At 64.3% G+C, this 12,230-nt stretch carries 13 protein-coding genes; 9 read left to right on the top strand and 4 right to left on the bottom strand.

Annotation, left to right across the window (positions count from 1 at the left end; translation table 11 throughout):
* Window positions 1–64: 64 nt before the first annotated feature.
* The 4 genes from HV786_RS27460 to HV786_RS16460 all read left to right on the top strand — a co-directional run bounded on the left by HV786_RS27460 (window position 65) and on the right by HV786_RS16460 (window position 2,758).
* A complete protein-coding gene (locus HV786_RS27460) occupies window positions 65–1,408 on the top strand; it encodes a methyl-accepting chemotaxis protein (protein WP_128827392.1) in 1,344 nt (447 codons plus the stop codon).
* A 117-nt stretch (window positions 1,409–1,525) separates the two neighbouring features.
* On the top strand, window positions 1,526–1,750 hold the full coding sequence (locus HV786_RS16470) for a DUF1653 domain-containing protein (RefSeq protein ID WP_062841788.1): 225 nt from the start codon (window positions 1,526–1,528) through the stop codon (window positions 1,748–1,750).
* A 4-nt stretch (window positions 1,751–1,754) separates the two neighbouring features.
* Window positions 1,755–2,375: a 3'-5' exonuclease gene (locus tag HV786_RS16465; RefSeq protein ID WP_175211291.1), complete on the top strand. Its 621-nt coding sequence runs from the start codon at window positions 1,755–1,757 to the stop codon at window positions 2,373–2,375.
* Window positions 2,376–2,401: 26 nt separating this feature from the next.
* On the top strand, window positions 2,402–2,758 hold the full coding sequence (locus HV786_RS16460) for a nucleotide pyrophosphohydrolase (RefSeq protein WP_128827394.1): 357 nt from the start codon (window positions 2,402–2,404) through the stop codon (window positions 2,756–2,758).
* Between the two features lie 34 nt (window positions 2,759–2,792).
* Here the strand turns inward: HV786_RS16460 and HV786_RS16455 are convergent, their stop codons facing one another.
* The gene (locus HV786_RS16455; protein ID WP_056326936.1) at window positions 2,793–3,083 is read right to left on the bottom strand and encodes an antibiotic biosynthesis monooxygenase family protein; all 291 of its coding nucleotides are present in this window, start codon (window positions 3,081–3,083) and stop codon (window positions 2,793–2,795) included.
* A 99-nt stretch (window positions 3,084–3,182) separates the two neighbouring features.
* On the opposite strand from HV786_RS16455, the gene HV786_RS16450 reads away from it, so the two are divergent.
* From HV786_RS16450 to HV786_RS16440, 3 genes are all read left to right on the top strand, one after another.
* Window positions 3,183–3,584: a hypothetical protein gene (locus HV786_RS16450; protein ID WP_252869996.1), complete on the top strand. Its 402-nt coding sequence runs from the start codon at window positions 3,183–3,185 to the stop codon at window positions 3,582–3,584.
* A 339-nt stretch (window positions 3,585–3,923) separates the two neighbouring features.
* Window positions 3,924–4,400: a hypothetical protein gene (locus tag HV786_RS16445; protein ID WP_056326939.1), complete on the top strand. Its 477-nt coding sequence runs from the start codon at window positions 3,924–3,926 to the stop codon at window positions 4,398–4,400.
* Between the two features lie 44 nt (window positions 4,401–4,444).
* Complete coding sequence (locus tag HV786_RS16440; protein ID WP_128827396.1) at window positions 4,445–5,128, top strand: hypothetical protein; 684 nt, start codon at window positions 4,445–4,447, stop codon at window positions 5,126–5,128.
* Between the two features lie 36 nt (window positions 5,129–5,164).
* Here the strand turns inward: HV786_RS16440 and HV786_RS16435 are convergent, their stop codons facing one another.
* Both HV786_RS16435 and HV786_RS16430 read right to left on the bottom strand, forming a co-directional pair.
* Window positions 5,165–7,579 (bottom strand): DUF3772 domain-containing protein, encoded by a 2,415-nt coding sequence (locus tag HV786_RS16435; RefSeq protein ID WP_175211289.1) that lies wholly within the window; start codon window positions 7,577–7,579, stop codon window positions 5,165–5,167.
* A gap of 225 nt (window positions 7,580–7,804) precedes the next feature.
* Window positions 7,805–8,731, bottom strand: coding sequence for a LysR family transcriptional regulator (locus HV786_RS16430; RefSeq protein ID WP_128827397.1), 927 nt, complete (start codon window positions 8,729–8,731; stop codon window positions 7,805–7,807).
* 246 nt (window positions 8,732–8,977) lie between these two features.
* Here HV786_RS16430 and HV786_RS16425 point away from each other — a divergent pair, with 246 nt between their 5' ends.
* Window positions 8,978–10,495 (top strand): acetyl-CoA hydrolase/transferase family protein, encoded by a 1,518-nt coding sequence (locus tag HV786_RS16425; RefSeq protein WP_128827398.1) that lies wholly within the window; start codon window positions 8,978–8,980, stop codon window positions 10,493–10,495.
* Between the two features lie 146 nt (window positions 10,496–10,641).
* Here the strand turns inward: HV786_RS16425 and HV786_RS16420 are convergent, their stop codons facing one another.
* On the bottom strand, window positions 10,642–11,565 hold the full coding sequence (locus HV786_RS16420; RefSeq protein ID WP_128827399.1) for a LysR substrate-binding domain-containing protein: 924 nt from the start codon (window positions 11,563–11,565) through the stop codon (window positions 10,642–10,644).
* A 119-nt stretch (window positions 11,566–11,684) separates the two neighbouring features.
* Here HV786_RS16420 and HV786_RS27330 point away from each other — a divergent pair, with 119 nt between their 5' ends.
* The gene (locus HV786_RS27330; RefSeq protein WP_252869997.1) at window positions 11,685–11,987 is read left to right on the top strand and encodes a hypothetical protein; all 303 of its coding nucleotides are present in this window, start codon (window positions 11,685–11,687) and stop codon (window positions 11,985–11,987) included.
* The last annotated feature ends 243 nt before the right edge of the window (window positions 11,988–12,230 follow it).

Genomic DNA, 12,230 nt, shown 5'->3' with positions numbered 1-12,230 from the left:
TCAATAGTATCTATTAGATACACGTGTACCAGGCACGCCGGCAAACTCACCCCTGGAGGTCACCATGCTTTGGCATACTCTTGGCCGATTCATCCGTGGATACCGCAGCACCGACAAAGTTGATCTGCTCGGACAAATCGACGCGATTCATAAATCGCAGGCGGTCATCGAGTTTGATCTGAATGGCCACATACTGACGGCCAACCAGAATTTCCTGGACACAATGGGCTATGCGCTCGACGAGATCCAGGGACATCACCATCGCATGTTCATCGCGCCGCAAGAGCGCGGGTCGGCGCAGTACGCAGCCTTCTGGGAAAGGCTGGGGCAGGGCGCCCATGATTCCGGCAGATACCGGCGAATTCGCAAAGACGGATCGGATGTCTGGCTGCAGGCGTCCTACAACCCAATCGTTGACAAGCGCGGACAGCCGCTGAAGGTCATCAAGTACGCCACGGACATTACCGAGCAGCAGCACCGGCAGGCGGATTCCGAAGGCCAGCTCGCGGCGATCTCCAAGGTTCAGGCGATCATCGAGTTTGAACTGGACGGCACCATCGTGCGCGCCAACGACCTGTTCCTCAATGCGGTGGGCTATCGCGCGGACGAGGTGCTGGGCCGGCACCACAGCATGTTCGTACCTGCCGACGAGGCAAGAAGCACGGCCTACAAGGATTTCTGGCGCAGGCTGCGCAACGGCGAACATGACACGGGTCAGTACATGCGCCTCGGCAAGGGCGGGCGTCAGGTGTGGATCGAAGCCAGCTACAACCCGATCTTCGACGCGCAGGGCCGGCCCTTCAAGGTCGTTAAATTTGCCACCGACATCACCAAGCGTTTTACGGCGGCGCAGACGCTGCAAGTCGCCGTGCAAGGCCTGACTGAGAACGCCGAAAGAGCGCGGCAGGCCAATAGCCTTGCGCAGGACGCGAGCCGCGTCGCGGAAACCGGTGGCGACACGATGCGCGAGGTGGTGGCCACGATGGAAGCCATCACCGGCAGCTCGCGCCGAATTTCCGAAATCATCGGGGTCATGGACGGCATCGCATTCCAGACCAACATCCTGGCGCTGAACGCCGCGGTCGAAGCGGCGCGCGCGGGCGAACACGGTAAGGGATTCGCGGTCGTGGCGTCCGAAGTCCGCAACCTGGCGCAGAGCAGCGCCGCCGCCGCCAAGGAAATCAAGGCGCTCATCACGACGTCGGTGGCACAGGTCGAAGGCGGCGCAGTGCAAGTCCAGTCAGCAGGGGGCACGATGGAGGGCATCGTCGCCTCATCGCGCCGCGTCACCGAAATCATGGGTCAGGTGGTTGAAGTGTCGCTCGCGCAATCGGCCAAGCTTGCCGGCGTCACCGAGGACCTGACTGAAGCCCGCGTCGAGGCCACGGCACGTCTGCGCGCCGCGTGACGCGGCTGAGATCGCGCGAAGCGGGTCCCAATTGCGCTATAAACACGGCATTGCCGATCCTCCGTGGCCCGCGCGGGCAGTTTCCGCGGCGGGCCACGCCATTTGCCGCCGATGTCCATGACCGAATCCGAAGCCTTAGCACTTGCCACGCACCGCCACTACAAGGGCGGCCTGTATCGCTATGTGGGCACTGCCCGCCATTCCGAGACCGAGGAATCGATGGTGGTGTACGAACATCTTTGGCCGCATGCGCGCGGTCTGTGGGTGCGACCGGCCGAGCTGTTCTTTGGCAAGCTTGCCGACGGCTCGGACCGCTTCGCCGCGCTGCACCCCGCGGAGTAGGCCCGTGAGCTTTTTGTATCGGCGCACGCTTTCGAGCGGCGCATCACCGGCACGCCCCTCCCGGCCCGCGGCCCGTGCGCAGGCCGCGGTCACGCAAGCCCTTGACGCGTTGGGCGGCCCTTTCATCGTGGCCGACCTTGAAACGACCGGCCTGTCCACTGCCAGTTGCGAAATCCTGGAATTCGCGGCGGTCAGGGTCGGCGAGGGCGGCGCCGTGGTGAACGAGTACACGCAGGTCGTGCGCACCTGCGCACGCGTGCCCTCCTTCATTTCCCGCCTCACCGGCATCACGCAGGCCGAAGTCGATCGCGACGGCATACCGGTCGCGCAGGCCTTTTCTTCGTTCCTGGCGTTTGTCGAGGACCTGCCGGTGTTTTTCCACAACGCCTCGTTCGATCGGCGCTTCCTCAGCGCGGCGGCAGACCAGACGGGGATGCCTTTCTCGAACGCCACCCACTGCACTTTGGCGCTGGCGCGCCGCGCGTGGCCCGAGCTGACGTCGCACAAGCTCGACATCCTGGCGCGGCACGTGGGCGCTTCGCAGCCCACCCACCGGGCCTTGGCCGACGTGCGCACGACCGTTGCCGTGGCGCTGGCGGCCAGCGCTCGCCTGGCCTCGGTTTAGCGCGGCGTCATTTTGTGGGAGTTCCCATGTCAGACCTGCAAGAGATCCGGCTTGCCGTGCGTCAGTTCACGGCCGAACGCGAATGGCAGCAGTTTCATTCGCCCAAGAATCTGGCCATGGCCCTGGCGGGTGAAACGGGCGAGCTGGTCTCGCTGTTTCAGTGGCTAAGCGAGGACGAGTCGCGCAATATGCCTGCCGCCCGCCTTGCGGATGCCGCGGACGAGATCGCCGATGTGCAGATGTACCTGGTGGCGCTTGCCGATCAGCTGGGCATCGATATCGCGCAGGCGGTCGCCGGCAAGATGGAGAAGAACGCCCGCAAGTACCCCGCCGACGCCTTCCGCCGCAGTGCGCGTAAATACAACGAGCCGCCCCAAGAATAGTGCCGCGCCGTGCTGCCGCCCGGCGCGGGGGCACTCAGATCACTTTCTGTTCGTGGTGCACCTGGGGCGGCTCGACGAAAAAGCCGCCCACCAGCTTGCGCCATTCCTGGAAATCGGGCGACTCGCGGAAATCCACCATGTGGTTTTCGACCGTTTCCCAGTCCACCACCAGCGTGTAACGCTGCGGCTGCTCGATGCTGCGGTACAGTTCCATGCCATGGCAACCCTTGGCGCGCAGAAAAAGCGGCTTCGCCTGGGTCACACCGGCTTCGAACAGCGCTTCCTGTCCTTCGCGGACGTGGATGCTGGCAATCTCCTGAATCATGGTTTTGTCTCCGATTGAAGGGGGAGGGGGGCAAGGCCGGGAGTAGTATGGCCGAAATTTCCGCTTCCAGTCCGATTGATGAATCACCGAGCCGTTACCTTGACTCGTCTCATTTCCCTTCGTCTGCTCTGGTACGTGGGCGTCGGCATGATCGTATTGATGTCCCTGTTCCTGCATACGCAGTTCGCGGTTGACGTGCTGCTGTCGGCCATTGCCATTTACATCCCCCTGTCGATGCTGAGCCTGCCGCTGGTGGCGTGGTTGTGCCTGTCGCGCCGCCTTCGAGCCATCGCGTCCGGGGTGCCGCCCGCTTGGCCCGCATATCTTGCCGGCGTCACCGGCATAACCCTGCTGGCGACCTATCAGGTGGTCGCCAATCTGAATCTGGCCGAGTGCGGATTCCTGCTGGTCATGGTGGCCGTGGACCTGATGCTGGCCCGGCGCGAGACCGGCTGGTGGCTGCGCCTGGCGCAAGAGGGAGCTCGCCCTCTTGCGCGCTAGATATCATGCGCGAGCCGCCCGCGCGCACACCCATCCTTTGAGCTGACAGCCGCCCTTACGGCGAGTCTTCGCGCACGCTTGGCGTCATCCATACGCATGGCCGCATCGGCCCGGCGTCTCCTCTTTCAGGTTTGTGTAATTCGCGCGTCCATCCGCCAGAAAGACCCGGTCGTTCGTTTAACCGATACCGACCTGCCTAGGACGGCGCAATCATTCCGTACCAATACGAAAGTCCCACGCCCTGGCCCTGGACGGGCGCAGTACCTGGGGGAGTAACGGTCCGCGCCGGTCGGTCTCCGGCACCTGTGCATCCGTGCAGACGGATCAGGAGGAGCTCAAATGAAAAAGCTCGCAGCAGTCGCCGCGTTGTCATTGTTCGCCGCATCGGCTTACGCCACTGGCCCGGGCCAGGTCGGAGGTTCGGTGACCGGCCACGCCGGCGCCATCAACGGTACCGCGTCATCCATCTCCACCGGCAGTTCGGTGGTCGCCACCCAGATAAACGGCTATGGCTCATCGAGCCAGACGTCGTTCGGCAGCACGGGCGGCATCGCGGAGGTCGGCGGCACGTTCAGCCGCGATGGCACGCAAGTCGTCACCAGCACACGGCAATACGCCAATAGCGAGTCTTACGGGCATGTGTCGGGCAATGCGCCGATCATGGTCGGCGACAGCATCGCGAACGGCGGCGCCACCTTCGGCAAGACGGAAACGAGCGCGTCGGCGACGGGGACGTTCCATGCAGCGAACATCGGCGCTTTCGGGTCGATACACGGCATCGGCGCGGTGGGCCATGTCGGCGGGTTCAATCGCTGACCGAATTATCCGGACGGCTTCGGCCGTCCGGGCGAGGGGACATCATGAAGACCATAGTTCTAGCCATTTCCCTGTCGTTTGCCGCCATGTCGGCCGGGGCGCAGACCAGCACGTCCAGTTCCTCGACCTCGGCATCGTCCGGGTCGACCAACGCGGGCAACAATCAGGGCATCACGCTCAATTCCAGCAATAGCGGCACCAGCACGTTGCGCAGCGCGCCGCCGGTCGGCGGCCAGAGCTTCTACGGCTCGTTCTCGTCCGACAGCTGCATGGTGTCGGCGGGCGGCGGCGGTTCCGTCGTGGGATTCGGGATGAACGTTGCGATTCCGATCGAAGACCAAAAATGCAGCCTTCGCCGCAACTTCGAGCGCACGATGCAGGCGGCGGCGTCGACCAAGGACGCGGACCGCTCGCGGCGTCTGGAAACGGCAGCCATCGATATCCTGTGCCAGACCGACGACCGCACCAAGGCGGCGCTGGTGGCGCAGGGACTCTGCACCAATCCGGCCTTGACGACGGCGGATCACCGGTTCGACAGCGGCGCCGTGGCGCAGGTCGCGCCGCAAACGCCCGTCCAGACGGCGGGCCCCGTGCCCGTCGCGCCCCAGGCGCAGGCGTCGCAAGGCTATCCCGTGATGTCGGCTCGCAGCGCGGCTTTTACCGCGCCGCCGCTTCGGAATCCCCGCCTGGAGCGTCAGCAGTTTGCCGACCTGTATTCGCCCGGCTGAGACGGCGGGGCCGGGGCCGGATGGCCGCGCGGGCAATCAGGGTGAAGCGGGCGGGGCTACCGCGATGGGCGCAGGCGCCTGCGCGGGCTCCGGCGCCGCCGCAATCAGCATCGTCGGCGGCGACGACACTTCGAGCTTGGCCTCGTCCAGCCGCTTGAGCACCGTGAACAGCAGCGCGCTGCGCACACCGTACGCCGCACGGGGCGAGGACACGTAGCCCCTGGCGTTGAAGATCAGGTGGCCAGCATCGATCCCATCCAGGAATACGTTGGGCGCAGGCGACTCCAATACGTCCTCGTGATCGGCAAAGGCCTGCAGCATCAGCTCGCGCACCTTTTCGGCATCCGTCGACAGCGGCATGGGCAGCTTGATCTGCACCAGCCCAAGCGGGTTGGACCGCGTCACGTTGCGTACTGTCTTCGTCACGAATTCGGAATTGGGCACGATCACCGTGGACCGGTCGCCCATCTGGATCTCGGTGGCGCGAACGTTGATGCGCAGGATGTCGCCCTCCACGCCGCCGAGCGACACCCAATCGCCCACCTTCACCGGCCGCTCGGCAAGCAGGATCAGACCCGACACGAAATTCTGCACGACGGCTTGAAGGCCGAAACCGATACCCACCGACAGCGCGCTCGCAATCCATGCGACCCGTTCCAGACCGATCCCGGCGGCGGATAGCGACAAAGCCACCGCCAGCACGAAACCGCCGTAGCCGAACAGCGTCGCGGCAGACAATTGCATGCCGGGATCCAGTTCGGTCGTGGGCAGGTAGCGGTTCGAGAGCCAGCGCTTGAGCATCTTGACGCTCAGCAACGACAGCGCCAGCACGATCAGCGCCTGCAGCACCGCGCCCGGGCGGATCTGCGCCTCACCGATGGCCAGACCTTTACGCAACTGGTCAAAGCGCTGCACCAGATCCATCGGCGCCTCGCCGAAGGGCGCCAGCACCAGAATGATGGCGAGCAGCGCGATCGCCACTCGGCCAAGGCCCGACAGCAGCACGGCGGCCTGATCGCGCATGCTGGGCCCTTCGCCTTCGCCACCTTCGCGGTGTGCCGTCCCCAGCAGCGTGCTGAATCCGTCCTCGATCAGCGTGGAGGCCAGGTAAGCCGAGGCCAGCACGATCAGCACCCACAACACCTGCTTGACCAGGAAGCTGCCAAACGCCACGTAGCCTGCCAGCAGGCTGGCAAGGCTGACGATCAGCACCGTCCAGATGGCGGCCAGCATCAGCGAGACCCACAGCGGAATCGGCGCTTCGCTGTCCTGCATGACCTGCCGGCGCAGGCGACGGCTGATCGCCAATACGGCGGCCAGCATCGCCATGCTCAGCACGCCCACGATGCCGGTCAGCGTAATGGTCGTCGTCAGGCTGGCGTCGAGCAGCACAGGCAACCTTTCGGCGAGCCAGATCAGGACCACCAGCACGCCCAGCGTGCCGGGGAGCCAGCGCAGGCGGTTCGCCACGATGTCGCTGACCGGCGGCAGGCGCCAGGAAGGACGATTGGTCGACAGGAGCGCGAAGCCCAGCCCTGAAACGAACCCGCCAAAACACACGGTCGCCACCAGGTTGGTCAGAAGTGACGCGGTGCGGTCCGAAAGTTGCGACCGCCAGTCCAGGCCGGCCTGGATCAGCAAGGCGATTACGCCGGGCGTTGCGACCGATAGCGCGACGAGGGCCACGGCCAGGAAAGAACGGCGCAACCGGCCAGGCGGCACGCGCGTTGCCGTTAACCGCAGCAGGTAACGGCCAACCCAGACGCGCAGTGCAATCGCCAGACCGGCGACGACGGCGAGCAGCAGCCAGCCCCACTTGGGCGTCTGTCCGACGGCGGTGGACAGGTCATCGCGCAGCGCTTCCAGCCGCTCCAGATCCCGGGGGAATTCCTGGCGGAATTCGGTCCAGAATTGGCCGGACAGGAAGGAATCGCGACGCTCGCCTAAGCGCGCCTGGAACTGCTTGCGCCGCTGGGCCGATATCTGCTCGGCGGTCTGTCCGGCGTCTACCGACAGCAGCCTCGCCAGCTTGATTTGCGCGTCCAGGGCGCGGCTGTTTTTCTCAAGCTGCGTGCGTTGTGCCGCCACATCGGGCGCTTCCTTGGCGCCGTCCGGCGGCGTGCCCAGTTCGCTCAGTCGCGCGGTCACGCTGGCCAGCTGCGGCGTCAGCGCCTCCGTGGCGGCATCCGCCTTCGATTGAATGTCCAGCGCCTCGCCGCGTTGTTTGAGCAGCACGGCGTCGTCCGTTTGGTCGGGGATCTGCTTGCGGATCTCGTCGATCTGCTTACGCGCGGCGGCCAATACGGCTTCGGTATCGGCTGGGGTGGCGGGCGGCGCCGCAAAGGCGGGCAGCAAGCTGAACACCAGCAGCAGCGCGGCAAGCAGCGCCGCCAGGTTGGGCGCGCGAACGAGGCGGGCGCGCATGAGCAGAGGGTACGTGGTGGGGATCATGTTCTTGGGGCGAGTTGCTCGCGTCGAGGCGGCAGCATAACAAGCCGCCCGGCTGCCCGTTGCAACAAAAATGCTGTTGCGTCCCTAAATTTCAGGGCTCGTGCCAGCGCGGTGAATATCGCCGCTGGCGGGCAGAAAAACGGGGCCGGATTTGCGGCGCTTGCGCCTCGTCCGCGGGCGGCCACGGCCCGTCGCAACCCCTGTTTACGAGCCGAACGTTTGGATTCAACTCTCAGTGACTTGGTGGGCGCGCGCCGCCCGGCTCCGAGGCTTGCCCAGCACGGCATCGCATACCTCCAGCCAGGCGCGGGCGGCGAACGATAGATAGCCGGATTGCAGCCAGATATGCCCAACTTCCCATTGCATGCCGGACTTCGCCAGCTTGGCGGTGCTAAGGCCCCGCGTCTTCATCCGCTGCATCAGGGGTTCGGGAAGCAGGGCCACCCCCAGCCCTGCCGACGCCATCGCCACCAGGAAATCCCAGTGAGCGCTCTGCGCCGCGATGCTGGGCTGCAGTCCCGCATCGGCAAACGCCTGGCGCAACCGCCGGGTGATCGCGAAGTCGTCGGTGGGAATCAGCAGCCGCGCGTCGCGTAGCGCGCTCAGCGGCAGCGAGGTCTTTCCGGACCAGGGCGCGTCGGGCGGGCCAATCACCCAAATCGGGTAGCTGCCAAACGCTTGTGCAACCAGGCCGCTGTCGGGGGCGACCGGCAGGATGGTGGCTCCAACCTCCAGTTCGCCGCTGGCCACCAGGCCTTCCACGGCCTGGCCGGTCCCTTCGCGCAGTGTCAGATGAATGCCGGGATGCAATTCACGAAACCGCTTGACCACCGGCGTGAACAGCAGATTGATCATCGGGGGGATACCGACCTCCAGCGCGCCGCGCCCCAGTTCCGCGGTTTGCCGCAGTTCTTCCGATAGTTGGCGCATGGTCTCCAGCACCTGCAGGCCGCGCTGGTACATGACCCGGCCTGTATCGGTGGGGCGGGCCGTATGCCCATCGCGAATCAGGAGCGGCGTGCCGGCTTCTTCTTCCAGCTGCCGGATCATCTTGCTCACCGTGGACTGCGTGACGAACAGCGCCTTCGCTGCCTGAGTGAAGCTGGCATGGCGGACGGTTTCCACGAAATACCGCAAAGCGCGCACGTCCATGGGAAAGCTGACCCCTTCGCGCGATGCGCGACGAAAATGCAAATGATGAAAAAAACGACTGGATTGGATGATTTTAAGTCATTACGAGATTTGCGTCCGCGTTCCTATACTGCCGAAAAATCGTTCCATCGCCCGCATCCGCGGCCCTTGGAACCTCGGGAAACGCCGCGTCAGACGGTGCCCGGGCGCTGAAGATCCTTCGCCGCGCCCGGCCCTAAGCCGCAAGCCTTTGAATTTGGAGACAACATGCCTTTCGACCGGATCCGCAACCCAGAACTGCACGCCCGGATCACCACAGCCGAACAGGCCGCCTTACTGATTCAGGACGGAATGACCGTCGGAATGAGCGGATTTACCCGGGCGGGCGACTGTAAGTCGGTGCCCGCTGCGCTGGCCGCGCGAGCCGAACGCGAACCGCTCTCCATCACCTTGATCACCGGCGCATCGCTCGGGCACGACACCGATAAGATGCTGGCGCAGGCCAATGCGCTCGCGCGGCGCCTGCCGTTCCAGGTCGACACGACCCTGCGCCGCAAGATCAATCAAGGCGAAATCGCCTTCATCGACCAGCACCTGTCCGAAACGGTGGAACAATTGCGCGCGGGTCACCTGGGGCCCATCAACGTGGCCATCATCGAGGCCGCCGCCATCACCGAAACCGGCGCGATAGTGCCGACGATGTCGGTGGGCAATTCGGCGTCGTTCGTGCAACAGGCCGACAAGATCATCGTCGAACTGAACATGAGCGTGCCCACGGCCATCGAAGGTCTGCACGATATCTACATCCCCGGTGACCGTCCCACCCGCCAGCCCATCGGCCTGGTGTCGGCAGACCAGCGCATCGGCCAGCCCTTCATCGAGGTGGATCCTTCCCGCATCGCCGCCATCGTCATCACGCAGGAGCCCGACAGTCCCTCCAACGCGCTGCCGCCCGATGCGGAAACCAACGCGATCGCGGGCCACATCAACCAGTTCCTGCGCGGCGAAGTCAACGCCGGCCGCCTGACCAATTCGCTGCTGCCGCTGCAGGCAGGCATCGGCACCATCGCCAATGCGGTATTGCACGGCTTCGAGTCATCCGACTTCGAGAACCTGGTCATGTACTCCGAGGTGCTGCAGGACAGCGCCATCGAGCTCCTCGACCAGGGTAAGCTCGCATTCGCATCGGCGTCTTCCATCACCGTGTCCAAGCCGGTGTATGAAAAGATCCTCGCCAACATGGAACACTACCGCCAGCGCATCGTGCTGCGCCCGCAAGAGATCAGCAACGCGCCTGAAATCGTGCGGCGCCTTGGCATCATTGCCATCAATACGGCGCTGGAATTCGACATTTACGGCAACGTGAATTCCACGCACGTCGGCGGCACGCACATGATGAACGGCATTGGCGGCTCAGGCGACTTCGCCCGCAACGCGCATATCTCGATTTTCGTGTCCAAGTCGATGGCCAAGAGTGGCGACATCTCCAGCGTGGTCCCGATGGTGTCCCATGTCGATCACACGGAGCATGACGTCGATGTGCTGGTCACGGAATGCGGTCTAGCCGACCTGCGCGGCTTGGCGCCGCGCGAGCGTGCGCGCGCGATCATCCAGAATTGCGTGCATCCGACTTACCGCGACGCGCTGCAAGACTACTTTGATCGCGCCTGCGAACGCGGCGGCCAGACGCCGCATCTGCTCGAAGAAGCATTCTCGTGGCATCAGCGGTTCAACGAAACCGACTCGATGCAGCCTGTCCCCGCATCCACCCGCAAGGTCGCCTGATGCGGGACTGAAGATTGACTGCCGCCGTCGCGGCGTCCGCCTGGGCTTCGAGCGAAGCGAACCCAGGCTGTTTGAGGCTAGGTCCTGCCGGACGCCGTGTTTTGGTCAAGGTAAAGCGGCTGCACGCTGCTTTACCTTTTTTTTCATTAGGCCTCGTCTTCGGACTTGGAGGTCACCAGCGTCTGGCGCGAAATTTCCAGTTCGTCGCGCAGCCACTGCTTGAACTCGGCCAGGGGCGCCCAGTCCCGCAAGCTTGGCCGATAGACCAGGTGATAGGTCTGCGCCAATTCGTAGTGCACGCGCACCGGCGACACCTGCACAAGCCGCCCCGCGCACAGCGCATCCGCCGCCAGCAGTTCTCGGCCCAACGTAATTCCCAGCCCCTGCTCAGCTGCTTGCAGCATCATCCCCGCATCGTTGAATGACGCCACAGGCGTGACCTGCGTCGGAAATCCGGCTGCTGCAAACCAATGCTGCCATAGCTCACGTTCGCCCAGCAGCGGTTGGCGCGCCAACGTTTGGGGGGAGTTGTCGGGGAGGGCGGCCATCGTCTCGGGCGAAGCAAGCACGATGAGCGGCAAGGGCACATCAAACAGCGGCTCCGATTCCACTCCGGGCCAGGGCCCTTGCCCGATTCGAAGCGCGGCATGAAAGCCGTCGCGCAACAAGTCCACCAATTGCTGGGACGTCTCGATCTCCAACGCCAGGCCGGGATGCCGTGCGCGCCAACGCGCCATGCGCGGAAGCAACCACCGCTGGGCAAACGAAGGCAACACAGACACCCGCAGCCTTTGCTCGCTGCCGGACGCAGCCGCGCTCGCAGCCATAAGCCCTTCATCGAGCAGCGCCATGGCGCTTTGCACGCTGCACAGAAGTGCCGCGCCCGCCGAGTTGAGCACGATGCCGCGCCCGCTGCGCTCGAAAAGCGTAAAGCCAATCTGCTCTTCCAGCACCTTGATCTGCTGGCTGACCGCGCTATGTGTGAGGTGAAGGCGCTCCGCCGCAGCGCGAAGGTTCTGCAATTCCGCGACAACGCGAAAGGCAGGAAGCGTATTGAGGGGCAATCGCATGGGAGATCCAGGCTGGAATTCGACTGGTCATCGTAGCTTACCGATCATGCCAAAACAATTAGATTTTCAGGCGGGCATTGGGCGACTACGCTTACCAAAACGGATCAGCAAAGGAGCCCGTGATGACCGCTCAGCCTTTCATGCCGCCTGTCACCTTGGCCGGTGCGCCCCCCAAAGCCAAACTGGCCGACGCCGAACCGGTCGCCGTGCTGGAAAGCGCCCAGGCGCCAGACCGCAGTTTCATGGCGCGTCTGTGGAACGCCTATTGTGTTCGCCGCAACGAACGGCGTATGCGCAACCTCGCACAAGAGATGGATACCCACCTGCTCAATGACGTGGGCGCGCCCCAATGGCTGGTAAACGAAGTCGCCCTGAGCCGCGATCTCGCGCGGTTGCGCAACAATCATTACTTGCGCTGGTAAGTGACCCCGCCCGCCCGCGTCCGCCGCCTCTACCCACGGGCTCCTCGCCGGTTCGCTATATATAGAGAGACAGCGAGTCGCGTTACCCATGGTCGGCGGCTTCTAGCTGCCGCCGACACACCAAAAAATTGCGACACTGGCATGACAGCCCAAAATTCTGTGCTATAGTCTCGCTCCTTCGCAGCTCAGACAGTTTTGAGACGCGAAGCCAAGCAAGTGCAACAGGTGGCGGGGCAACCCAAT

This window comes from Achromobacter mucicolens, from assembly GCF_902859725.1.
GTDB classification, from domain to species: domain Bacteria; phylum Pseudomonadota; class Gammaproteobacteria; order Burkholderiales; family Burkholderiaceae_B; genus Achromobacter; species Achromobacter mucicolens.
The sequence above is the reverse complement of the archived record's forward strand: the minus strand, read 5'-3'. Positions and strand labels throughout refer to the sequence as shown.